The organism is Roseateles sp. (assembly GCF_044373315.1).
In the GTDB taxonomy this organism is placed as follows: Bacteria; Pseudomonadota; Gammaproteobacteria; order Burkholderiales; family Burkholderiaceae_C; genus JACDQM01.
This window is the reverse complement of sequence record NZ_JBILQK010000035.1, coordinates 1-23,610: the sequence shown is the minus strand read 5'-3', so window position 1 is coordinate 23,610 and position 23,610 is coordinate 1. Positions and strand designations below refer to the sequence as shown.

The window sequence follows — 23,610 nt, the reverse complement described above, 5'->3', positions numbered from 1 at the left end:
ATCAACGATCCCGCACACAGACGAGGTAAGCCATGGAACAAGTCTCCGAAACCACTCAACTGGTCCCGCATGCCGGTTCCGGGAATCTGACCGTCAAGGCTCATGGTCCGGCCAGTGGGGAATACCTGACCTTCCGCCTGGGCAGTGAAGAGTACGGCATCGACATCCTGAAGGTTCAGGAGATCCGCTCCTACGAACCGCCAACCCGGATCGCCAATGCCCCTGACTTCATCAAGGGCGTGGTGAACCTGCGCGGCGTGATCGTCCCCATCGTTGATCTGCGGCTGAAGCTGGGGTGCCCGACTGCGGAGTACAACAGCTTCACGGTCGTGATCGTGCTGAACGTGCGCAACCGCGTCGTCGGCGCGGTCGTCGACTCGGTGTCCGATGTGCTGGAACTCAGCCGCGATTCGATCCGCCCCGCGCCAGAGTTGAACGCAAGTGCGGTCGACACCAGCTTCATCACCGGCATCGGTGCCGTCAACGACCGCATGCTGATCCTGATGGACATCGAGGGGCTGATGAGCAGCGCCGACATGGGCTTGATGGACGTGATGGCCGCCTGAGCCTGAGCTGAACCCGGCTCCGCGCCGGGCATCTGCTGTTGGCTGGCGCCGCACTGCAGGCGTTGAACGTTCGTCTTTCGGATGAGGAGTACCCATGTCCGCACCAGTCACTTCGATCGCCAGACGCGTTTCGCTGTTCGGCAGCCTCACGCTGGCAGCCATCCTGCTCGGCAGCAGCGTCGTCGTCAGCATCATGCTCAGTCGCGATGCCAAAGAACGTGTCATCACATGGGTCGGCGACAAAACCACGGCGATCGCAGACAGCATCCAGGCTCTGGACGATGCCGCGCGGGCACAGACGCAGCGTTCCTTCGGTACCTTCCGCCAGGAATTCGGCCCCGCCTTCAGCTTGGACCCAGCCACAGGTGAGTTGAGGGACTGGGGCCCACCGCTGAACGGCAACTTCACACAGGTCGACAAGTTCACGTCGACGACGGGCGGCGTCGCGACAGTGTTCGCGGCCAAGGACGACGACTTCATCCGCATTACCACCTCGCTAAAGAACGAAAAAGGCGAGCGCGCGATGGGCACCATGATGGGCAAGCAGCACCCAGCCTACGCTGCGGTCAGTGCGGGCAAGCCCTATACCGGTCGAGCCACCTTGTTTGGCCAGGCCTACATGACCTACTACGAGCCTGTGAAGAGCGATGCCGGCAAGGTCGTGGGCCTGCTGTTCATTGGCTTCGCGCTCGACAGTTTCGAAGCGGCCATCGCCAAGATGGCCCAGGACTCCAGATTCTTTGACAGTGGCGGCATCTATCTGCTGACTGGCAATGCTGACCCCGCCAAGGCCCGCCTCTTTGGTCACAAGACCGCCAGCGGCAAACCGGTGAGTGAGGCTGCTCCCGGCCTGGACAAGGTGCTGGTCGAGGCCGATGAGCGAGGCTACATCAGCGAAGTGCCTGACGTTCTGGGCAACGGTCGCAGCGACAACTTTGCTGTCGTCCGAAAGAGCGAGAAGACAGGCCACTGGGTGATTGCTCAGGTGTCCCGCGGTGAAGCCTCGCGGGCGCAATGGGCCACCCTGCTGCCCTTCTGGCTGCTGCTGGGCGGCGCCGCCGTGGCACTGGGATTCGGACTGCTGTGGATGATGCGCAATTGGGTCGCTCAGCCGCTTGCCAGCCTGAGCGAGGCCATCAAGGCCATTGCCCAAGGCGACCTGACCACGGCCGTGCACAGCGATCGGCCGGATGAGATTGGCGCACTGATCCGCGACACGGAAAGCATGCGCAGTCGCCTGGCGGACATGATCGGCACGGTACGCCATTCGGTCGATTCGATCGGCACGGCCAGCGGTGAGATTGCTTCGGGCAATCAGGACTTGAGCCAGCGCACGGAGCAGACCGCGTCCAATCTGCAGATTGCTGCGTCGTCCATGGAAGAGCTCAGCAGCACCGTCCGGCAGACCGCTGATTCTTCCCGCACGGCCAATCAACTGGTATCCAGCGCCGCGGCGGCGGCCGCCCGCGGTGGTGATGTGGTCGGCCAGGTCGTCTCGACCATGGACGAAATCAATGCCAGCTCGAAGAAGATCAACGACATCATCGGCGTGATCGATGGCATCGCCTTCCAGACCAACATCCTGGCCCTGAACGCTGCTGTGGAAGCCGCCCGCGCCGGCGAGCAAGGCCGCGGCTTCGCCGTTGTCGCCAGCGAGGTTCGCTCGCTGGCTCAGCGCAGTGCTGAAGCGGCGAAGGAAATCAAGACGCTGATCGGCGCCAGCGTGGACCGCGTCGAAGTGGGCGCACGGCTGGTCCAGGAAGCCGGCACGTCGATGACCGACATCGTCTCCAGCGTCCAACGGGTGGCTGACATCATCGGCGAGATCAGTGTCGCATCGGCCGAGCAGAGTGATGGCATCGGCCAGGTCAGTCAGTCGGTCGCACAGCTGGACCAGATGACACAGCAGAACGCAGCGCTGGTCGAAGAATCGGCGGCGGCGGCCGAAAGCCTGCGCGAACAGGCGCATCGATTGGTGAGCGCCGTGTCGGTGTTCCGAACCTCCGCGTCTGCTTCCCTGGCTGGGTCGCAGAACAAGCCCGGCAGCGCCGCTACGCGTACGCCGGTGCCGCACAAGCCGCTGGCAACGACGACCTCAACGACGAATCGCGCGCCGGCGGCAAAGCCGGCAAAACCCGTCAGCGCGGTTCACGCCAAAACTGCAGCGCCGCGTCCGGCTGCGCCAGCTGCCCCCAAAGCAGCGGCAAGCCCGCCGCCTGCTGCCGCCAGCAGGCCTTCCAGCGACAACAAGGTCAGTGACGAATGGGAGAGCTTCTGAGCGTCGGACGCGTTCCGGGCTGCCCGACGGATTGAGCGCAGTCTCAATCCGCCTGTGCAGCCCTCAGCGTCGCCACCACCGGTCGCTCAAGCACACCGCGCAGACTCCACCAGCCGGCCAGCTGCGCCAGCAACGCCCCCGCAGCCATGCTGGCCGGCAGCACCCAAAGGCTGCCGCCCCAGCTGAACTCGAACACATAGCGCGCCAGCAGCGCGGACAGAAGCAGGGCCATGCCGCCGCCAAGCAAGCCCGCCAAGGCACCGACACCCAGGAGTTCAGCACGCTGCACGCGGGACAGCAGTTGCGAGCTCGCGCCCAGCGCACGCATCAGGCCGAACTCGCGGATGCGCGCCTCGCGCGTGCTGCCGACCGCAGTCAGCAGCACCACGACGCCACTGGCCAAGGTGAACCCGAACAGGAACTGCACCGCCTCGATGACCTGGTTCAACACGCTCTGCACCTGTCGCAGCTGCGCAGACACATCAACTGCAGTGATGTTGGGGAAATCGCGCGCCAGGCGCTTGTCGAGCACCGAACCCGCGGGGGCGCGGAACGCCGCGATATAGGTCAAGGGCAGCTCCGGCATCTGTGCGCGCGGGTACATGACGAAGAAGTTCACGCGCATTGACGCCCAGTCCACTTTGCGCACGCTGCTGATACGAGCCTCGACGGTCTGACCGGCAATGTCGAAACCCAGACGGTCGCCTAGCTTGATGCCCAGTTGCGCGGCCAGGCCTTCCTCGACGCTGACGCCATCGGTCTCTTCCTCGCGCCATTGGCCAGCAATCAGACTGTTGTGGACAGGCAAGGTGCGGCTGTGGCTGAGGTTGAACTCGCGCTCGACCAATCGCTGCGCGCGCGCTTCACTGAACTGCTGCGGCGAGACCGCAGCCCCGTTGATGCTGACCAAGCGGCCTCGAATCATCGGGTACCAGTCGAACTTGCCAACGCCGCCTTCAGTCAGCGCTGTACGAAACGCTTCCGCCTGCTCTGGCTGGATGTTGATCACGAAACGGTTAGGCGCATCGGCGGGGCTGGCTGCGCGCCAGCTGTCGATCAGATCCGTGCGCAGCAGCACCAACAGCGTTAGGGCCATCAAACCGACCGAGAGCGCCGACACCTGAACCACGGCGAAGACCGGGCGTGCCGCTACCTGGCGCGTGGCCAGCAGCAACCAGCGCGGCATAGACATGCCACCCGCACCCAGCGGTACCAAACGCCGGAGGGCTGCGACAGCCAGCCAGGCCAGCAAGGCGAACAAGCCCAGAGCCAGGCCGAATCCGCCAGCGGCCATCAAACCCAAGGTCGCGTCCTGAGCCAGCAGGACCAGGATGCCGGCAAAGCCCAGCACACCGGCGGCCAGGACCAACAGGGAGCTGGCCTTGAGCCCACCCAGATCACGCCGGATCACCCGCAGAGGCGGCACAGACGCCAGCTGCAGCACCGGCGGCACCCCAAAGCCCAGCAGCAAGCTCATGCCCAAACCCAAGCCAAGCCCGACCGGCCACAGGCTGGGATTGGGCAACTGGACCTCGATCAGGCCGGCCAGCAATGCGAGGAAAACATGATGCAGGGCATAACCTAGCACCACGCCTGCCACGCTGGCGAACAAACCCACCAAGCCAAACTCGAGACCGTATGACCAGGCGATGCGGCGCTGCGGCTGGCCGAGCACCCGCAGCATCGCGCAATCATCAAGGTGCCGGGCTGCGAAATCGCGCGCCGCAAGCGCCACGGCAACCGCCGCCAGCAAGGCCGCCAGCATCGCAACCAGCTTCAGAAAGCGCGACGCGCGGTCCAATGTCTGGCGCATCTCGGGCTGTCCGCCCTCCAGGGTTTCAATCCGTACGCCACGCAGGTGCTCAGCCTCGATCAAGCCACGCGCACGTCGCTCAAAGCCGGCAAGTACGGTCGCACGCCCCTGCGGATCCACCACCGCGAATCTGTAGTTCAGCCGGCTCGCAGGCTGCACCAGGCCCGTGGCAGCCAAGTCAAGCTTCGCCAACATCACCCGCGGGGCAAAGTTGATGAAGCCTCCGCCGCGGTCCGGCTCCTCGGCGATCAGCCCTGCCACCGTCAGGCTCAAGTCACCCAGCAACAGCTTGTCGCCGACCTGCAAGCCCAGGGCGTCCAAGACTGGTGCGTCCACCCAGACCGAGCCAGGCGCCGGCGCCCCGACCTTGCGCCCGTCCAGCAGCTTCAACTGCCCTCTCAAAGGGTAGGCCTCATCGACGGCACGCACCGCAACCAGGCGGCTGGCGCCGCCCTGAGCCTCCGGTGCACGAGCCATGCTGGGGAAGCTCACCGAAGCCGTGGCTTTCAGCCCCAGTTCAGCGGACAGGGCCTGCAGCGAGGCAGCCGTTGGCTTGTCACTCGACAGCACCGCATCGCCGCCCATCAGTCGACCGGCGTCGCGCTGCAGCCCACGCTCTAGCCGGTCAGCCAGAAAGCCCACCGCGCACACGGCCGCCACCGCCAGCGCGACAGCCAGCACCAGCAAACGCAGTTCGCCAGCACGCCAGTCACGCCAGAGTTGGCGCCAAGCCAGCAACCACACAGGGGGTGGATGCAGGGAAGAAGATGAGGGTGAAGGCTGGGCAGACGAAGCGGAGGTGCGGCTCATGCCTCGCACTGTAGCGCCCGACGCCTTCCAGTCGGTTAGCCAGGGGCTTGGCCGCCTCTCAGGCTCAGAGGGATCTACCTATAATCCGTCACGCGCGGGTGTAGTTCAATGGTAGAACGGCAGCTTCCCAAGCTTCATACGAGGGTTCGATTCCCTTCACCCGCTCCACATGAGTGAATCACAAGGGTTCACAAAGGCTAAAGCCCCCAAGTAAATCAACGACTTAGGGGCTTTTTCATGTCAGGACCGCGCACAAAGGGGCTTTACATCGCAAGCATGACGGGGGAACATCAGGGGGAACAGATAGCGCCCCCCGTAGCAAACCGCAGTTTGTACCCCCGGAGTTGTTCCCCCATGCTGACCGATCCCGCCTGCAAGAATGCTTCCTGCCCCCCTGACAAGACGCGCGTCAGACTTCCAGATGCCGGAGGCCTGTACCTGGAAGTGACGCCGAACGGCAGCAAACGGTGGTTCGCAAAGTACCGCTTTGACGGCAAGGAAAAGCGCCTAGCCTTGGGCACCTACCCGGACGTATCCCTGAAGGCGGCGCGGGATGGCCGAGACAACGCACGCAAGACAAGGGCCGAGGGCACAGACCCTGTCCAGGCCCGCAAGGCTCACAAGATCGCCAAAGCCGCCAGCAACGCCACGACCTACGAAACCGTGGCGCGCGAGTTTCACAACGTCAAACAATCCGGCTGGAGCGAGGGCCATGCGACAAAGTGGATTCGCATGAACGAGATATATCTGTTCCCCCACATTGGCGCACTGCCCCTAAGTTCGATCAAGGCTCCCGCACTGCTGTCGACGCTGCGTAAGGTGGAGGCCAAAGGCGTCTTGAGCACGGCGCAAGACCTGCAACAGATGGTGGGCCAAGTGTTCCGCTATGGCGTGCAGGCTGGCTACTGCGAGCACAACCCTGCCGCCGACCTGAAAGGCGCACTCAAGCCGCATGTTGCCAAGCACTTCGCCGCCGTGCTGGACCCAGTCAAGGCGGGGGAACTGCTGCGCGCCATTGATGGCTACACCGGCCAACCCACCACGCTCGCCGCCCTGAAGTTGTCGGCGCTGTTCTTCCAGCGTCCGGGCAATATCCGCGCGATGGAATGGGCTTGGGTTGACCTGGGCGCTGCACTGCTGACCATCCCGCCGACCGACATGAAGCGGACCAAGCAACAGAAGGCTAACGGCAAGCCGCACCTAGTCCCGCTCTGCGCCCAAGCGATCGACATTCTGAAGAGCCTGCAACCGCTGACCGGGCATGGGCGCTATGTGTTCCCCGGCGCGCGCGACCACGCCAAGCCCATGAGCGACGGCACCATCAACGCAGCGCTTCGCCGCCTGGACTTCTCCAATGACGACCATGTGGCCCACGGATTCCGCGCGATGGCCCGCACCATGCTCGCAGAGCGCATCCCTGGCATTCCCGCCGACATGGTGGAAGCGCAACTAGGGCACGGCAAGAGCGGCCCGCTGGGGTCAGCCTATGACCGCGCAGAGTACATGCAACAGCGGCACCAGATGATGCAGACCTGGGCCGACTATCTGGACAAGCTCAAGGCCGGGGCAAAGGTGATCGAGTTCAAGGCTGCCTAAGCCGAACAAGCTTTTTTTGATTGACGCTGGACTATTGCTCTGCATAATCGCCATCACTGGACTAACTGGGCTTTTGAACAGTCATCACATCGCTCGTTAGCCAGCAAAGAGGAAACCCATGATCTACATCTTGACCGGCAGAACTTCTTACGCCGAATACGTGAACAGCATCCTCACCGGCGGCAGCTACGAGAAGCGCGCAGGAAATACCTTCATCACTGACGGCTTCCCCGAAGCTGGCGGCGGCGGCGCATCTGCGACGACTGAAGCGGCACCAGGCGCTGAAGGTGGATCGGGCGGCGATGATGATGACGGCGGCGACGCCGACCCAGAGCCTCGACGATCACGCTCATCTGCACGACCATCTGCTACTAGCGGCAAACGCCGCGACGCCACCGCAACGGCTGGCGCTCTCGCTCACCCCCCCAAAGATTCCAGCATAGAACTGTGGCGCTTGCCCACGGTACTTCAGCACGTCCCTATTAGCCGCTCTGGCTGGTGGGCTGGCGTTAAGGCTGGTCGATACCCTGCCCCCGTCCGACTGTCTACGCGCTGTGTCGCGTGGCGCTCAACCGATATTCGCAGCCTTATCGCTTCGCTCTGACCGGGGGACAACATGACAACGATCAATGCCACCAACAAGGCAGGCGCAGCCGCGTCCATTCACACCACCAATGCATTCAAGCCGGAGCCATTGACGGGCGCTGAACGGTGCATCAAGAACATCCAATCGCTCGATGTTCTCCAACTCGCAGATGCGCTGCTGCGCATTCAGACCGTAGGCCAAGCAACCGGGCTATCTGGGGCCACCATTTACCGCAAGCTGGCGGCCGGTCAGTTCCCCGCACCTGTGCGATTGGGCGCACGCTGCACCCGCTGGAAGGCGGCTGATGTGCGGGCCTGGATTCAGGCTCAGGGGGGCGACCAATGAGCGCCCCAAAGACAGAAGCCCCGACCGTTAGCGCGGCGCAGGGCTTCGGAAAACAAACATCATCAAACAGGGTCGATTCTGGCACCGATGGCGGCACCTTGGTACTGACCGCCTACAACGACGAAGCGCGGCTGGACTCCCGGCTGCTGGCTGGGCGGCTGGGCGTGCAGCATCAGAGCCTGTTCGAGCTGGTCAAGAAGCACCGCGCCGACTTCGAGCAACTGGGAAAGGTCCGGTTTGAAACCGGAGCTTCGAGCGGCAGCCGCACCGGGCAGAGCGTCAAGTTCGCGCGACTCAATGAGGATCAGTGCTATCTGCTGCTGACCTACAGCCGCAACAACCGTCGCGTGCTCCAACTCAAGCTGGCTCTGGTGAAGGCGTTCCGGGATGCCCGCAGCGCTGCCGACTTGCATCGGGTCGAGTATCTGCCGGGCTATCACCAACTGCATGACGGCATTCAGGCGCTGGCGGCTGGCTCGCCGAATGAGCGCTTCGTTCACCAGAACGTGAACAAGCTGATCAACAAAGTGGCCGGGCTTGCGGCTGGAGAGCGGCGCACTGCCCCGGTGCCGCAGCAGGCCATGCTGATCATTGCGCAGAGCCTGGCGGCGCAGGCCATGCGCGGTGCACAAGATCATCACGAAGGCTATCACCGGGCCAAGAGCGCATTGCAGTGCCTGGCAGCACTGACCCAAGCGCCGGGCGCTGACGCAGGGCTTCGCCATCATGAGCAATGACCGCGCGAAACGAGGCAAGGGGGACTCTGGCCGCGATGCTGGCGGGTTTGTGGCTCTGCCTTGGGCAGTGCTGGACAGCCCCGCCTACAAGGCTCTGAGCTACCCGGCGAGGGCCTTGCTGATGGAGCTTGCGCGCCAGTTCGTACGCGACAACAACGGGCGATTACTGGCGAGCCGGGCCTACCTGGCAAAGCGCGGCTGGACTTCGGCCAGCGTGATCGACCGGGCCAAGCGGGAGTTGATCGCGGCCGGGCTGATCTTCGAGACCGTGAAAGGGCACAGGCCCAACAAGGCGAGTTGGTACGCCGTGACCTGGCGCACGCTGGATCGGCACGCCGACTATGAGCCTGGCGCAGTGGCGGCCTTCGAGCGCGGTGCCTACCGCACGCTGGAGATTGCACCGACTCGACCGACCCGGGAGCAGTGCTTCGAGCGCTGGCGCGATGCTGGCAGCGAAAACACTGCGCTTAGTCCTGCTGGCGGAACAGAGCCACCCGCTATTGGTCCTGCTGGCGGAACAGGGAATGCGCTGCCTGTTCCTGCTGGCGGGCCTATCAAGACCACTTTGAGGGCTTCGCCTGTTCCTTCTCCAGAACACCATCTAGAGAAGCCATCTGCTGTAGCGGCAGCGGCCGGGAAGCGGGTCCAAGGGTGCATTGATGAGGGCGAGACCGTGCGCGTCCGTGATCAGGACTTGGACCCTGGGCTGTACGACACGGCGACCGGCGAGTATCTGCCCGGCAAGAGCTCGCCGCAGCGGCGCCAGCGTGCCGACGCTCAAGCATGGGTAGCCAACGCACTACAAGGCCGGGCCAAGCGCCTTAGCAGTTCCTAGCGGCTGATCGTCGGTGCGGCATGGCGCTTTCCGTGCTGTGCTGCACCGGCTCTTGAAAAACTATCGGCAAGTATCGGGAGGCTGGCAGGGGGAGGGGGCGCATAGATCTTGAAAAGCTGTTGGTTTTCCAGACCGACAGGTTCCTCATTCGCGGAACGAATCGCCCCTGGAACGATATTCAGCAAATGGAGCAGGAATCAGCAGCGAATGGCTGGCGGCGCTGCCTGCACCGTCCGCATCACGCACGCGCGCGGAACGCTCAGAGAGAGTCAGCCCAACAAACCCTAACCGTGACAACCGCTTAGGCGCTGCATTCATGGCGCTGCTGTGAAGCGTGCCGACCGATGCACGACCGGGCTCGGGCCTGAAACAACTGGAGAACAACAGGCGCTGACAGTAAGCTAGCGGCAATTGGCAGCGTAAGCGAAACGGGGGAACAAGTGGGGGAACAAACAAAACTCCAATCGTCGCTCGCCCAGTATTCATGCGGTCAAACGTTGTTTATTGGCTTCCCTTCACCGCTCCACATCTCGCTAGCTACTTGATTCTGTTCAGGATTTCGAGCTAGCGCAGCACCAGGTACAGCGCGCTCATACAAAGGGTGCCCTTTGAATAGCTTGGATCGCCGCCGCAGCGGCATCTATTTCGTCCGCCTTGTCGTCCCCCTGCCCTGCGCACGCTTGCCGGCAAGAGCGAGCTCATCAAGTCGACGGGGCACAGCAACCGCCAGGCAGCCAAGGTTGTAGGCAGTCGCCTCCTGGCCGCGATGCGGCAGTGGCTGGCTGACTTGGCAGAACCACGCTTGCACCCAATGGATCTTGATCGAATTGCAGCCGGACACCGGGGCGACGGCAATGCTTAGCGACGAGTGAAGACACCCAAAGTACAGATAAAGTACAGGCGAAAATCAGCAGGCGAGACCTCCCTTGCGGCATGGCCGCTTTGGGCTTACTCCCACGCCCACGTCCACGCCTGGAGGCGCTATCGGTACTCGGCCTCTATGAATTCCGACCGAGTCTGTTCTTCATCTCTGATTGATGGCCATTCGAGTTCTAGTCACCTTCGTCGTCTTCGCACTTTGGGCGGTCTCGGCGACTGCAGATCCCTACGCTGCGCTCAGCCGCCTCGAAGGCGCTGAGCTCAAGAGCGCGGTGTCTGCCATCGCCGCTCGCGGCCATCGCCCTCTGAGTTACCGGGAGCTTTGGGAGGTGCTCAAGGACGCCGATCAAGACCCAAGCCGATCCGGCCATGTCGTCGGCATATACAGCCGTACTGCAATTCCGGCCCACTGCACTGAGGGGAAGGCGCCAGCAAGCTGCGACCAAAAGTGGAACCGCGAACACGTCTGGCCCAAGTCCAAGGCATTTCCCCGCCGTGACCAATGGGCGCACACCGACGCGCACCACGTTGCTGCGGAGCTCGTCCGCTGCAACTCCCTACGCGGCAATTTGGACCTGGCCGTCGGCGGCGAGCACATACCCGAGTGCGCATCGCGACGCGGCAAGGGCGCATCTGCGACATGGGAGCCGAGTGACGCGGCCAAGGGGCAGGTGGCACGCATGCTGATGTACGTCGCCGTCCGTTACGAAGGTGATCCGATCGGCGACAGGACCCCAAACCTCGAACTCGTCCAACGCTCGACCCGCGACGGCGAACCCAACCTGGGCAACCTTTGCGTGCTGCTTCGCTGGGGACAGGCCTTCCCGGTCACACAGCAGGAGCGTGATCGCCACGCGGCCGTAGCGCGCCATCAGGGCAACCGCAACCCGTTTGTCGACCGTCCAGACTTGGCTCAGCGAATCTGGGGCAAGGAGTGTCGCGTTCCCTGAAGGTGTACTTCGCGGAAGGCCCGTCTCGGGCGTGAACTAGCGTTCCGACGGCTCTCCTCTCGGAGTCGGCCGACGGATTCCGCCGACCGACGCTGTGCACGAGTGAGACATTTGGTTGGGGCATCGCGCACGCACGCGGAACATTCCGGGAGAGTCAGCCTACAAACCCTAACCGTGACAAGCGCTTAGGCGCTGTATTCATGGCCTTGCTGTGACGCGAGCCGACCGATGCACGACCGTGCCTGGACCTGAAAGAACAGCGAATCAACAGGCGGCAGGCGCGCGGTAGGCCAACGGTAGCGGGGCAGCGTATACAAAGCGGGGGAGCAAATCAAGCTCCAATCGGCGCACATCCCGCATCCTTGCAGCCTAACTCGGTTTCTGGCTTCCCTTCACCACCCGATGACGGCCCCTTGTGGGCCGTTGGCGTTTGGGGCGCGGCGTTGGGAAGAGAACGCTCCACAAGCAAGCCTGAGCTGAACCAAGCGCCCTTCGTTTGCCTGCTGTGGCGCCTGGTGCTCCCTGATCAAGCGGCGATCGCCGCATCAGACAGCTGCTGCAGCCTGACTTGACCGCGCCCTTCGGCCTTGGCACGGTAGAGCTCCGAGTCCGCCATGGACAGCATCGTCCAATCCGGGCTTGGCGAGCCCACGGCCATGCCAACGCTGACGGTGACGACGTCGGCCACATCGGACATCGCATGGGGGGTCCGCAGCGCCCGCACGGTCTGCTCCATGGCACGCCCGACGGCAAGAGCGCCGGCTGCATCGGTTTCAGGCAGCACGCAAGCGAACTCCTCGCCGCCAAAGCGGCACACGATGTCGCCCGGTCGCTTCAGCACCAGGCGAAGCGCAAGTGCTACCGCTCGCAGACAGTCGTCCCCTGACAAATGGCCGTAGTGATCGTTGTAGCGCTTGAAAAAATCTACATCGATCAAGGCGATCGCCAGTTTGCTCTTGTTGCGCTGCGCGCGCTGCAACTCGGCGTTAAAGCGCTCATCAAAAAAACGCCGGTTGTGCAGCCCGGTGAGGCCATCAATGAACGCGACTTCGCGTAGCAGATCCGATTGCAGCTTGAGGCTGAGTTGGGTCCGAACCCGCGCCCGGACAACAGCGGGATTGAACGGCTTTGAGATGAAATCAACAGCGCCGCAGTCCAGCCCGCGGGTCTCGGTATCGCCGTCCTGATGGGCGGTCACGAAAACCACCGGTATCTCGCGCAACTGGGCGTCCGCCTTCAGGCGCAGGCACACCTCGAAGCCATCCATATCGGGCATCTGCACATCCAGCAGCACGAGATCCGGCAACTGCTGACTGCACAGTTGCAAGGCCTGCGCACCGGAGGTCGCCATGAACACCTGACAATCAGCCGCAAAGACACGATGCAAGGCTTGGATGTTCAGCGCCTGGTCATCAACGATCAGCAGGCGCGGCTTGCGCCCCAGCAACTCATGCAGTTCAGTGTGCAAGGCGTGCTCCAGCAGTCAGGCGAATCATCATGGTTCGAGAGTGTCCAACAATTTCGCGCAGCACCGGCTCGCGGAAGAAAAGTCCAGCTCCGCCACCGCCTCATCCAGCGCTTCGAGCAAGCTGGGCTCCAGAGCTTGACCGTGTTCACGGCGCAGGGCCTCGAGCGCATCCAGGGCCTCCAGATCGGAGGCGGCGAGCAGTTCGGCAAGGGCCTGAAGAGCCATGCGAGCCGCGCCAGGGTCGACAGCGCCGCGCAGGGGGTGAGCCTCGGACTCAGGCGCTAGGTCCAACGCTTGCGCGAGTTCCAGAAAGGCCAAGTTGGCCTGATCGATCTGCTGCTCCAAGGCGTCAATCCATGCGGACTGCAGCTGATCAGCGCTGCGCAGCAAGTCCTCGCCCTGGCGGGCCGCCTCCGCCAGATGCGGAGCCCCGATGGTGCCTGCCAGTCCCTTGAAACCATGCAGCGCTGCACAGGCCTCAGCACGGGAACGCGCCTGGCGCAGATCAGCTGGCAATGCCCGCGCGCTTGCTGCGAAGGATCGAGCCATGCGAACGTAAAGCGCCTTCTTGCCCATCAGGCGACTCAAAGCACCTGGCAGATCCAGCCCGGCCAGCTCCGCCCGTTCAAGCAGCTCCCGGGACAAGTCGAGCTCCGGCGTCATCACCGCCGCCGCGGTCTGGCTGCGCCCGGTCAGTCGGCGCAGCAGCACCACAAGCGTGTCGAGGTCGAAGGGTTTACCGATATGCTCGCTCATGCCGGCCGCCAGGCACTCGGTGCGGTCAGCGGCCATCGCGTTGGCGGTCATGGCGATCACGGGCAGGGACGCCCATTCGGCTCGTTTGCGAATCTCGCGGGTGGCCGTGTAGCCATCCATCACCGGCATCTGCACATCCATCAGCACCACATCCGGACACCGGCCTTGTGCGGAAAGTTCCTGCAGGTGATCGAGTGCGATGCGCCCGTTGCCCGCCAAGTCCACCTGCGCGCCTTCGTCCTGAAGCAACTCCTGCGCGACCTGCTGGTTATTGAGGTTGTCCTCCACCACCAGCAAACGCATGCCGGCCAGTCGCCCTGCACTTTCGCGCGCCACCTGCTGCAACGGCAAGGCCGCCGGCAGCGCCTCGGCCACACCCAGGCGCAACTCGAAATGGAACCGGCTGCCCTTGCCCGGCTGACTCTCAAGCGCGAGCTCCCCCCCCATCAAACGGACCAGCCTTTGGCTGATCGCCAAGCCCAGGCCGGTGCCGCCGAAGCGGCGCGTGGTCGACGCTTCCGCCTGAGAGAAGCCAGCGAAAATCTGCTGCTGGTGCTCGGGTGCGATGCCGATGCCGGTATCGGTGACCTCGATGCCCACGGTCTGAACCCCTTCAGACTCACCGCAGCTGCTGAGTTGGATACGCACCTCGCCGGATGGCGTGAACTTGATGGCATTGCTGCCGAGGTTGATAAGCACCTGCTTCAGGCGCAAGGCATCGCCGAGCAGCCAGGCCGGCAGGCGAGGATCCCGCACCAGGCTCAGCCGCAGGGCTTTTTCGCCCGTGGACGCGTTGAGAACGACCTCCAGATCAGCCAGCAAGGCGTCAACGCTGAAAGGGTGCAGGTCCAGCTCCATCTTGCCGGCCTCCACCTTGGAGAAGTCCAGGATGTCGTTCAGCAGGCTCAGCAGCGAACGCGCAGCGCCGTCGATCTTGCTCGTGTAATCGCGCTGGCGCCCATCAAGCGGCGTGCGCTGCAAAAGCTGCAGCATGCCCAAGATGGCATTCATCGGCGTGCGAATCTCGTGGCTCATATTGGCCAGGAATCGGCTCTTCGCCTCGGACGCCTGCTCGGCCGCCTGAGTGGCCTGGACCAAGTCGGTGATATCGATCCGAAACCCCACCGTGTGTCCGTCCGTCATGCGGCGCTCGACAACCCGCACCCAGCGGCCATCGTCCAGGCTCTGCACAAGGCTTGTGTTGGCTCGACGGTGCGCCTCCATGCGCTCGGCCACCCACTCGTCCACCCGGCCGATCGCAGCCGCGTACTGACCGCGCTCGGCCCCGGCGCGGATGATGGATTCGAAACTGTTGCCCGGCACGATCAGATCCGCCGAGGTCGCGTACATCTGGCGGTACTTCTCGTTGCAGAACAGCAGGCGGTCCTGCGGGTCATACAGCACGAAGGCTTCATTGACCGTGTCGATGGCACCGCGCAGCAGCGTCTCTGCGCTGAGCCTGTCACGCACCGCACTGTGCAGCTCGGTCACGTCCGTGTAGGTCGCGACCAGGCCATGCGGCGCTGGATTGCTGCGTACCTCCATGACAGAGCCATCCGGCCGGGTACGTTCCCAGACCAGGGGCTCGCGCAAGGCCACCTGCACCCGTCCGAGCGCCAGCGCGATGGCAGTCTCCAAGGGTGTATCGCCGTAGTCACCGCGCGCCCAGGACAGTTCGACCTGGCGGCGGACGGGCACCACCTCGCCATCCAGCGCCTCGCGTGCGATGCCCAGCTGATCCCAGAATCGCTGATTGCTCAGCACGATGTTCGCGTCGGCATCGATGAGAGCTAGCCCGCAGGGCAGACTTTCCAGCACCGCACGCAACAGGGCGGCGGCCTGCTCGCGGCCGGCCTCCAGCCGTTTGCGTTCGCTGATATCCACATAGGTCGTGATCAGCCCGCCGCCCGGCAAAGGGGCGCCGCGTACTTCAAGCGTCACCCCATTCGGGCGCACACGCTCGAAGCGGTGGGGTTCCTTGGAATGGGCACTCTCGAACAGCGCACGCACCAGCCGCTCGGCATCGTCGACCGGACCGTACTCGCCCCGAGCGGCGTTGAAGCGCGCGAGGTCCTCAAAGCTCGGCGCTCCGGCATCGAACACATGTGCGGGCAAATCCAGCAGCGTTTTAAACTGCTGGTTGTCGGCCAGCAAACGCCAGTCGGGGCCGAAGACGATCAGGCCGCAAGGCAGGTTGTCCAGCACGGAGCGCAGCACCGCGTTGCTGCGTTCGGTACGGGCTTCCAGCTCGCGCCGCGCCGTGATGTCGGCAAATGCGCCGACCAGACGCACAGCGCTGCCGTCAGTGCGCTCGAGTTCGCCCACGCTGCGCAGGCACCTGGCTTGGCCCTGCCTGGGGAGCGTCTCCAGCTCCAGATCCCAACCCTGCCCGTGGGCCATGGCTTCATCGATCGCCGCTTGCAGCCGCGCCCGGTCCGCGTCATCGAAGGCTTGCAGCAAAGGGGTGAGCCCCATGTCAGTGCCCAAGGCCGGACCGAACAGCGCCGTCATGCCTGCCGAAAGGCTCAAGGCCTGTGCATCCAGGTCAAAGGACCAGCCCCCGACACCGGCCAGGCTCTCCACGCGATTGAGCAATCGCCGGCCTTCCCTAAGGCGCTGTTCGGCTTGCATGCGGGCGGTGATGTCCAGATGCGTCCCGGCCATCTCCAACGGGCGGCCATCGGCATCACGGCTGAGCAGTTTGCCGCGCGTCAGCACCCAGACCCAGTCACCGCTGGCATGGCGCATGCGCAGCTCGGACTCGTACAGCGGCACGTCGCCGGCCAGATGGCTGTTCAACGCAGCCTCGGCCGCCGGGAGGTCGTTCTCGTGCACCAGCCGACGCCAGGTCTCGATGCTCGCGTCCTGCACATCTTCGGCCGTCAAACCCAGCATCTCGGCCCAGCGCGCATTGAAGCTGGCGGCGCCCGTCTTCAGGTTCAGCTCCCAGGTGCCGGCACCTGTGCCCTCGATGATGTGGCTCAGGCGCTGGCGCTCGCGCTGCAGTTCATCGGCCGCGCGTCGACTCTGCGTGATGTCGAAGCGGATCGATACATAGCGCGCCGGCGCGCCGCGCTCGTCCAGGATCGGCGCGATCAAGCTGTCCACCCAGTACAGGCTGCCATCCTTGGCCCGGTTGCAGATCTGCCCACGCCAGGAGCGGCCCGCGGATATCGTGGCCCACATATCGTGCCAAAACTGCGGGGGCATCAGGCCGGACCTGATGATGCGGTGGTCGGCGCCGAGCAACTCTGTGCGGCCATAGCCGCTGATCTGCTCAAAGCCTTCGTTCGCCTCCAGGATCACGCCTTGTCGGTCGGCCACCGAGACGATGGCATGGGTCTCCACAGCTTTCCAGACCGCGCGGCTCTCGGCCAGCGCGGTCGCCAAGGAGGCTTCCGTTTGCTTGAGCCTGGTGATGTCGTGCAGGATGTCGACGAAGCCACGCAGCCGCCCCTGCTCGTCACGCTGCGGCAGCAGATTGCGGTGCACCCAGCCCTCGCTGCCGTCGCGCCGCATGATGCGCTGCTCCAGCTCACAAGCTTGCTCGCGCCGCCGCGCGTCGTCGATCAGTCCGGAACTGCCCGAGGCGGTATCGGCCAAGAGTTCGCTGGAGTATTGCCCGAGCGCTTGCTCCGCGCCCAGGCCGGTGATGCGGCTGAAGCCTTCGTTGACCCACTGGATCTGTCCCTCGGGATCCAGATACATCACCGCGTCACCGGTCGCCCGCGCCACATGCGCCAGACGCTCCAGATCCTCGGTCAAGCGCCGTGCCAGGGACTCGGCACGGCTGCGCGCGGAAACCAGCACAAAGCCGGCCAGCGCCAGGCCCACACTGGCCAGAACGCCAAAACCGATCACCCATGAGCTGGCCGCGCTTTTGTCCAAGCCCTGTTCAAAGGCGGCATTGCCGCGCAGCAGCAACGTGAAGCGCTGACCACCGAAGTCGATCCCCCGGATCCCCTGCAAGCCCATAGCGCCTGGCGCGCCGGGTTCACTGGCGTACAGCAGGCGCTGCGCGTCGACAAGCGCGCCATCATGGAACTCGACATCCAGTTGCCCCTCGGCCAATCGCTCCACCCGCGCCAGCAGCTCGGGCATGATGATGGACGCGTAGGCGAGGCTGATCAGCGCGCGCTGGCGCTGCTGGGGCGAGACCGGGTCGGCACCGGGTCGGAAAATGGGCAGGAGCAGCAGGAATGCAGGCTGTGCCTTGGCATCGTGCAAGGGATTGAAGCGGCCGCTCAGCGCCGGCTCGCCGCTACTGATGGCGCGCTCGATCGCCTGCCGCTTGATCGCCTCACCGCCGATATCCAGCCCCCAGGCCAGGTAGTTGCGTGACAGCGGCGCGACATGCTTGATGACGTAAGCCAGCGGGTCGGTTCCGCCCGGTCCGTGGACACGGAACTCGGCCAGCGTCTCGCTGCGCATCTGCAGCTCAAACGCGTCCAGTGCTGCCCGCCTGACCGGCGCCACGATGGCGAAGCTGCGCACCCCTTGGCGATCCGCTTCGAGATCAGCCGTATCGACGAACTGATGAAAGCGTGTGGCGGAGGGCTCTCCACCGTCCGAATACAAGCCCCGAATCGCAAGCAGTGCCGGCAAGGGCTGCCGCAGGCGCCGCTTGACCTCAGCCTCGACCCGCTCTGCCAGGCGCTCGAAGCGCTCGCGGCCTTCGTCCCTGGCGCTGCGCTCGATCAGCGACCAGACGGCGGCTGTGGCCGTCAGACCGACCAGCGCCAACAGCGAGGCGATCAGCAGCGCCGACCCGGGCATCCAGCTCGCCCGCTGCCCTGCCTGGTTCATGTCGGCGTCGTCGCGCTTCATCTGTGAATAGCCTCCTTGTCAGCGTCGGCGCAGGCTCAGCAAGCCGGACCGGGCACGACCACCCTACTTCAGGATGTCGCCGAGACAGAGGTACTTCAGCTCGACGTAATCATCGATGCCATGATGCGAGCCCTCACGTCCGAGCCCGGACTGCTTGACGCCGCCGAAGGGCACCTCGGCCACCGAGATCAGGCCGGTGTTGACACCCACCATACCGTACTCGAGCGCTTCTCCAACGCGGAAGATGCGGCCGATATCCCGGCTGAAAAAGTAGCTGGCCAGCCCGAACTCGGTGTTGTTGGCCAGGGCAATGGCTTCGGCTTCACTTTCGAACCTGAACACCGGCGCCACCGGACCGAAGGTTTCCTCGCGCGCGCACAGCATGCCGGGCTTGGCGTCGGCCAGCACGGTAGGCGCGAAGAACCGGGCGCCCAGGTCTTCACGGCGCTGACCTCCAGCCAGCAGGCGGGCTCCTTGGGCCAGCGCATCGGCCACATGCGATTCGACTTTGCTGAGGGCCTGGTCATCGATCAGCGGCCCCTGGTTGACACCAGGCTCGAAGCCATTGCCGACCTTGATCTCACCCACCTTGGCCGCGAGCTTCTCGACGAAGGCGTCATAGATGCCCGACTGCACATAAAAGCGGTTGGCACAGACACAGGTCTGGCCCGCATTGCGGTACTTGCTGGCCAGCGCCCCTTCGACAGCGGAATCGATATCGGCGTCGTCGAAGACGATGAAGGGTGCGTTGCCGCCCAGTTCCAGTGACAGCTTCTTGATCGTCGGTGCGCACTGCTTCATCAGGATGCGGCCGACCTCAGTGGAGCCGGTGAAGGACAAATGCCGCACCACGTCGCTGTCACAAAGCACATGGCCGATCACCACCGAGTTGTCGGCGTCGGCGCTGAGCACATTCAGCACGCCGGCAGGCATGCCCGCGCGCTGAGCCAGTTCGGCCACAGCCAGGGCGCACAGCGGCGTCGCTTCGGCCGGCTTGATGACCACCGTGCAGCCGGCCGCCAGAGCTGGCGCCACCTTGCGGGTGATCATGGCAATGGGAAAGTTCCAGGGCGTGATCGCCGCGCAGACGCCCATCGACTGCTTCAGCACCAGATAGCGCTTGTTGTTATCGGTGGTCGGAATGGTCTCGCCGTACATGCGCTTGCCCTCTTCAGCAAACCACTCGACGAAACTGGCGCCGTAGACCACCTCGCCACGGGCCTCGGCCAGCGGCTTGCCCTGCTCGGCCGTCATCAGCCGCGCCAGATCGTCGGCATGCTTGATCAGCAGCTGATACCAGCGCATCAGCGTCGCGGCCCGCTCCTTGGCCGTCTTGCTGCGCCAGGCGGGCCAGGCATTGTTGGCGGCGGCAATGGCGGCTTCAGCTTCAAGGGCACCCACATTGGCGACATCGGCCAGATGCGCGCCAGTGGCGGGGTCGAAGACGGCGAAAGTCGACTGCGCGCTGACCCACTCACCGTTGATCAGGGACTGGGTCTTGAGCAGGCTGGCGTCTTCCAGGGCAGCCAGGGGGCTGGTCTTGCTATCCATTGCAAACTCCACACAACGAGGACGGGAACACCGCACTCTACCTGCTCGGCTGGGGGGCGCTGACGGAGCCCGCACCTATAATCAAAACCCTCCCAAAATCAAGCATTTACCGCGTGCGGTGTGAGCAGAAAGCCCCGGAATGAAAGCAGCTGAGATTCGCCAAACCTTTCTGAAGTTCTTCGAGTCCAAGGGCCACCAGATCGTGGCGTCCAGCCCGGTGGTGCCCGGCGACGACCCGACGCTGCTGTTCACCAATGCGGGCATGAACCAGTTCAAGGACGTGTTCCTGGGCTTCGACAAGCGCGCCTACAGCCGCGCCACCACCAGCCAGAAGTGCATCCGCGCCGGCGGTAAGCACAACGACCTGGACAACGTCGGCTACACCGCACGCCACCACACCTTCTTCGAGATGCTGGGCAACTTCAGCTTCGGGGATTACTTCAAGCATGACGCCATCTCCTTCGCCTGGGAGTTGCTGACGACCAAGTTCATGCTGCCGGCCGAGAAGCTGTGGGTGACGGTCTATGCCGAGGACGACGAGGCGTACGAGATCTGGAACAAGGTGGTGGGAGTGCCCGCCGAGCGCATCGTGCGCATCGGCGACAACAAGGGCGGCCGCTACATGTCCGACAACTTCTGGATGATGGGCGACACCGGCCCTTGCGGCCCCTGCACCGAAATCTTTTATGACCACGGCCCCGATGTGGCCGGCGGCCCTCCGGGCAGCCCGAACGAAGACGGTGACCGCTACATCGAGATCTGGAACAACGTCTTCATGCAGTTCAACCGCACCGAAGACGGCGTGATGCACAAGCTGCCCAAACCCAGCGTCGACACCGGCATGGGCCTGGAGCGTCTGGCGGCCGTGCTGCAGCATGTGCACAGCAACTATGAGATCGACACCTTCGTCGGCCTGCTGGCTGCGGCCAAGGCAGCTGTGGATGGCGCCGGTGCCGGTGACTGCGACAAGGACAGTGCCTCGCTGAAGGTCATCGCCGACCATATCCGCGCCTGCAGCTTCACCATCGTCGACGGCGTGATCCCGGGCAACGAAGGCCGCGGCTATGTGCTGCGCCGCATCGCCCGCCGCGCCATCCGCCATGGTTACAAGCTGGGTGCGCGCACGCCCTTCTTCCACAAGATCGTGGCCGAACTGGTCACGCAGATGGGTGATGCCTACCCCGAACTGCGACAGGCCCAGGCCCGCGTCACCGAGGTGCTGAAACAGGAAGAGGAGCGCTTCTTCCAGACCATCGCCAATGGCATGGAGATTCTCGAAGGCGCGCTGGCAGGTGACGCCAAGCAAGTGGATGGCGAAACCGCCTTCAAGCTGCACGACACCTACGGTTTCCCGGTCGACCTGACCGCCGACGTCTGCCGCGAGCGCGGCGTGACGGTGGACCAGGCCGGCTTCGAAGCTGCGATGAATCGCCAGCGCGAGCAGGCGCGTGCCGCCGGCAAGTTCAAGATGGCCCAGGGTCTGGAGTACAAGGGCACGCCGACCGCCTTCCATGGCTACAACCATCTGGTCTGCGAGACCTCGGCCGTGACCGCCGTCTATGTGGACGGCGTGACCGTCGCCGAAGCCAAGGCCGGCGATGACGCGGTAGTGGTGCTGGACCACACGCCGTTCTACGCCGAGAGCGGCGGTCAGGCCGGCGACAACGGCGAGTTGCGCAACAGCAGCAGCCGCTTCGCCGTCGAAGACACGATCAAGATCCAGGCCGATGTGTTCGGTCACCACGGCCGCGTGTTGGAAGGATCGATCAAGGTTGGCGATGTATTCGCGGCCAAGGTGAATGCCGAAGCCCGAGCCAAGACGGTACGCAATCACAGCGCAACCCATCTGATGCACAAGGCCCTGCGCGAAGTGCTGGGCAGCCATGTGCAGCAGAAGGGTTCGCTGGTGAATGCCGAGCGCACCCGCTTCGACTTCGCGCACAACGCGCCGATGAGCGCCGAGCAGATCGCCAAGGTGGAGCGCCTCGTTAACGCCGAGATCCTCGCCAATGCGGCTGCCGACGCGCAAGTGATGGCGCTGGAGGATGCCCAGAAGAGCGGCGCGATGATGCTGTTCGGCGAGAAGTATGGCGAGACGGTGCGAGTGCTGAGCATCGGCTCCTCGAAGGAGCTCTGTGGCGGTACCCACGTCAAGGCGACGGGCGACATCGGCCTGTTCAAGATCGTCGCCGAGGGCGGTGTTGCTGCCGGCGTGCGCCGCGTCGAAGCCGTCACCGGCGACAACGCGCTGGCCTATCTGCAGTCGCTGGAGTCCACTGTGCAGGCCGTGGCTGGCACGCTGAAGGCAGCACCGGCTGAGCTGGAGCAGCGCCTGCATGCAGTGCTGGATCAGGTCAAGGCGCTGGAGAAGGAACTCGCCGCTGCCAAGAGCAAGCTAGCCTCCGCACAGGGCGACGAGTTGCTGGCGCAGGCGGTCGACGTCAAGGGCCTCAAGGTGCTGGCCGCCACGCTGGTGGGCGCCGATGCAAAGACCTTGCGCGAGACCATGGACAAGCTCAAGGACAAGCTGAAGACCGCTGCCATCGTGCTGGCCGCGGTGGATGGCGACAAGGTGCAGCTGGCTGCCGGCGTCACCGCCGACTCGATCGGCAAGCTCAAGGCCGGCGATCTGGTTAACTTCGTTGCTCAGCAAGTCGGCGGCAAGGGCGGCGGCAAGCCGGATCTGGCTATGGCCGGCGGCACCGATGCGAAGGCCCTGCCTGCGGCGCTGGCCGGCGTGCAAGCGTGGGTGGAAGCCAAGCTCTGAAGAATCGTCGGACAATGCAGGACGCAAGGGCCCGTCGCGGGCCCTTGCCTTTTATCTCGCAAGACAAGGACACGGCCATGAGCCAGGACATCGACCACGACAACACCGAGCGCCTTGCCGCGCTGCTTTCCCTGCTGGCAGCCTCGAGCGAGGATGACGAGGCGCCTGTGCCGATCGACATGCTCGATGGCTATCTGACCGCCCTGATCTGCGGCCCGCAAACCGTCTCGCCACTGGCTGCCATGGATGCGCTGTTTGGCGAGGACTGGGCGGCCGTGCTGGATGAGCAGGAACAGACCGAAGCCTTTGTCGAAGCACTGCACGTGCGCTGGAACGAGATTGCAGAGAGCCTGGATCCCGAAGTCCTGCTGGCTGAGCCAGAGTCGATGCACCTTACGCCCTTGATCACCGAATTCGATGAGGCCACGAAAGCAGACCTGATGAGTCAGGGAGTGCTCAGCGCGGCCCAGCTCGATCAGCTGCCTTCGCCCGGAGTCATTTGGTCCGAAGGTTTCATGTTGGCAGTGCAGGACCATGAAGCCGATTGGTATGTCCACAACGACGAAAGCCAGGCCGGCCAGATGCTCGATGCCATGCTGCTGGCGATCGCCGCCGTGGCCATGCCGGCGGGCGAGCAGCGGGAAACCTACATCGCTGAGGCCTACGATGAGGACATCGACGTCGACCAGAACGTACTGATCGACGATGCACTGTTCTCGGCGCAGGACCTGCGCCTGTTCTGGCTGCAGAACCCGACGCCGGAGGGCGAGTTGCACTGAGCGCCTGCCTGTGCGCCTGCAGTCACCCAGGCGCACACGGCTCGGATTGAGGAGCCGCAGTCAAAGT

The 23,610-nt window shown here is 64.2% G+C and carries 14 protein-coding genes and 1 tRNA gene; 11 read left to right on the top strand and 4 right to left on the bottom strand.

The window, feature by feature from the left end; all coding sequences use genetic code 11:
* Nucleotides 1-32 precede the first annotated feature (32 nt).
* Nucleotides 33-566, top strand: coding sequence for a chemotaxis protein CheW (locus tag ACIQ67_RS10185; RefSeq protein ID WP_397534256.1), 534 nt, complete (start codon nucleotides 33-35; stop codon nucleotides 564-566).
* Between the two features lie 94 nt (nucleotides 567-660).
* Complete coding sequence (locus tag ACIQ67_RS10180) at nucleotides 661-2,844, top strand: methyl-accepting chemotaxis protein (protein ID WP_397534255.1); 2,184 nt, start codon at nucleotides 661-663, stop codon at nucleotides 2,842-2,844.
* 43 nt (nucleotides 2,845-2,887) lie between these two features.
* Here the strand turns inward: ACIQ67_RS10180 and ACIQ67_RS10175 are convergent, their stop codons facing one another.
* On the bottom strand, nucleotides 2,888-5,467 hold the full coding sequence (locus ACIQ67_RS10175) for an ABC transporter permease (protein ID WP_397534254.1): 2,580 nt from the start codon (nucleotides 5,465-5,467) through the stop codon (nucleotides 2,888-2,890).
* 94 nt (nucleotides 5,468-5,561) lie between these two features.
* Between ACIQ67_RS10175 and ACIQ67_RS10170 the strand changes: the two genes are divergently transcribed.
* From ACIQ67_RS10170 to ACIQ67_RS10140, 7 genes are all read left to right on the top strand, one after another.
* Nucleotides 5,562-5,635 (top strand) — tRNA-Gly (locus tag ACIQ67_RS10170).
* Between the two features lie 186 nt (nucleotides 5,636-5,821).
* Nucleotides 5,822-7,063 carry a tyrosine-type recombinase/integrase gene (locus ACIQ67_RS10165; RefSeq protein WP_397534253.1) on the top strand — a complete coding sequence of 414 codons (1,242 nt, stop codon included), beginning with the start codon at nucleotides 5,822-5,824 and terminating at the stop codon, nucleotides 7,061-7,063.
* Between the two features lie 118 nt (nucleotides 7,064-7,181).
* Entirely contained in the window at nucleotides 7,182-7,667 is a 486-nt protein-coding gene (locus ACIQ67_RS10160) for a helix-turn-helix transcriptional regulator (RefSeq protein WP_397534252.1), read from the top strand.
* Nucleotides 7,668-7,679: 12 nt separating this feature from the next.
* Complete coding sequence (locus tag ACIQ67_RS10155; protein WP_397534251.1) at nucleotides 7,680-7,994, top strand: helix-turn-helix transcriptional regulator; 315 nt, start codon at nucleotides 7,680-7,682, stop codon at nucleotides 7,992-7,994.
* A gap of 98 nt (nucleotides 7,995-8,092) precedes the next feature.
* The gene (locus ACIQ67_RS10150; RefSeq protein ID WP_397534250.1) at nucleotides 8,093-8,731 is read left to right on the top strand and encodes a Rha family transcriptional regulator; all 639 of its coding nucleotides are present in this window, start codon (nucleotides 8,093-8,095) and stop codon (nucleotides 8,729-8,731) included.
* The gene (locus ACIQ67_RS10145; RefSeq protein WP_397534249.1) at nucleotides 8,721-9,566 is read left to right on the top strand and encodes a hypothetical protein; all 846 of its coding nucleotides are present in this window, start codon (nucleotides 8,721-8,723) and stop codon (nucleotides 9,564-9,566) included. The genes ACIQ67_RS10150 and ACIQ67_RS10145 overlap by 11 nt, the downstream gene beginning before the upstream one ends.
* Nucleotides 9,567-10,603: 1,037 nt before the next feature.
* A complete protein-coding gene (locus ACIQ67_RS10140) occupies nucleotides 10,604-11,395 on the top strand; it encodes an endonuclease I family protein (RefSeq protein ID WP_397534268.1) in 792 nt (263 codons plus the stop codon).
* Nucleotides 11,396-11,921: 526 nt separating this feature from the next.
* Here ACIQ67_RS10140 and ACIQ67_RS10135 read toward each other — a convergent pair.
* From ACIQ67_RS10135 to ACIQ67_RS10125, 3 genes are all read right to left on the bottom strand, one after another.
* Nucleotides 11,922-12,842, bottom strand: coding sequence for a diguanylate cyclase (locus ACIQ67_RS10135; protein WP_397534267.1), 921 nt, complete (start codon nucleotides 12,840-12,842; stop codon nucleotides 11,922-11,924).
* A 48-nt stretch (nucleotides 12,843-12,890) separates the two neighbouring features.
* The gene (locus ACIQ67_RS10130; protein WP_397534248.1) at nucleotides 12,891-18,446 is read right to left on the bottom strand and encodes a PAS-domain containing protein; all 5,556 of its coding nucleotides are present in this window, start codon (nucleotides 18,444-18,446) and stop codon (nucleotides 12,891-12,893) included.
* Nucleotides 18,447-18,509: 63 nt separating this feature from the next.
* The gene (locus ACIQ67_RS10125) at nucleotides 18,510-19,997 is read right to left on the bottom strand and encodes an NAD-dependent succinate-semialdehyde dehydrogenase (RefSeq protein WP_397534247.1); all 1,488 of its coding nucleotides are present in this window, start codon (nucleotides 19,995-19,997) and stop codon (nucleotides 18,510-18,512) included.
* Between the two features lie 139 nt (nucleotides 19,998-20,136).
* Between ACIQ67_RS10125 and alaS the strand changes: the two genes are divergently transcribed.
* Together alaS and ACIQ67_RS10115 are read left to right on the top strand one after the other, a co-directional pair.
* On the top strand, nucleotides 20,137-22,764 hold the full coding sequence (gene alaS, locus ACIQ67_RS10120) for an alanine--tRNA ligase (RefSeq protein ID WP_397534246.1): 2,628 nt from the start codon (nucleotides 20,137-20,139) through the stop codon (nucleotides 22,762-22,764).
* Nucleotides 22,765-22,841: 77 nt separating this feature from the next.
* A complete protein-coding gene (locus tag ACIQ67_RS10115) occupies nucleotides 22,842-23,543 on the top strand; it encodes a UPF0149 family protein (RefSeq protein ID WP_397534245.1) in 702 nt (233 codons plus the stop codon).
* The last annotated feature ends 67 nt before the right edge of the window (nucleotides 23,544-23,610 follow it).

Excerpts from the sequence above, each read along its gene's own strand:
- ACIQ67_RS10185 (WP_397534256.1), top strand. The coding sequence starts at position 33 with ATGGAACAAGTCTCCGAAACCACTCAACTGGTCCCGCATGCCGGTTCC.
- alaS (WP_397534246.1), top strand. The coding sequence starts at position 20,137 with ATGAAAGCAGCTGAGATTCGCCAAACCTTTCTGAAGTTCTTCGAGTCC.
- ACIQ67_RS10165 (WP_397534253.1), top strand. The coding sequence starts at position 5,822 with ATGCTGACCGATCCCGCCTGCAAGAATGCTTCCTGCCCCCCTGACAAG.
- ACIQ67_RS10160 (WP_397534252.1), top strand. The coding sequence starts at position 7,182 with ATGATCTACATCTTGACCGGCAGAACTTCTTACGCCGAATACGTGAAC.
- ACIQ67_RS10175 (WP_397534254.1), bottom strand. The coding sequence starts at position 5,467 with ATGAGCCGCACCTCCGCTTCGTCTGCCCAGCCTTCACCCTCATCTTCT.
- ACIQ67_RS10140 (WP_397534268.1), top strand. The coding sequence starts at position 10,604 with ATGGCCATTCGAGTTCTAGTCACCTTCGTCGTCTTCGCACTTTGGGCG.
- ACIQ67_RS10145 (WP_397534249.1), top strand. The coding sequence starts at position 8,721 with ATGAGCAATGACCGCGCGAAACGAGGCAAGGGGGACTCTGGCCGCGAT.
- ACIQ67_RS10125 (WP_397534247.1), bottom strand. The coding sequence starts at position 19,997 with ATGGATAGCAAGACCAGCCCCCTGGCTGCCCTGGAAGACGCCAGCCTG.
- ACIQ67_RS10130 (WP_397534248.1), bottom strand. The coding sequence starts at position 18,446 with ATGAAGCGCGACGACGCCGACATGAACCAGGCAGGGCAGCGGGCGAGC.
- ACIQ67_RS10155 (WP_397534251.1), top strand. The coding sequence starts at position 7,680 with ATGACAACGATCAATGCCACCAACAAGGCAGGCGCAGCCGCGTCCATT.
- ACIQ67_RS10180 (WP_397534255.1), top strand. The coding sequence starts at position 661 with ATGTCCGCACCAGTCACTTCGATCGCCAGACGCGTTTCGCTGTTCGGC.
- ACIQ67_RS10115 (WP_397534245.1), top strand. The coding sequence starts at position 22,842 with ATGAGCCAGGACATCGACCACGACAACACCGAGCGCCTTGCCGCGCTG.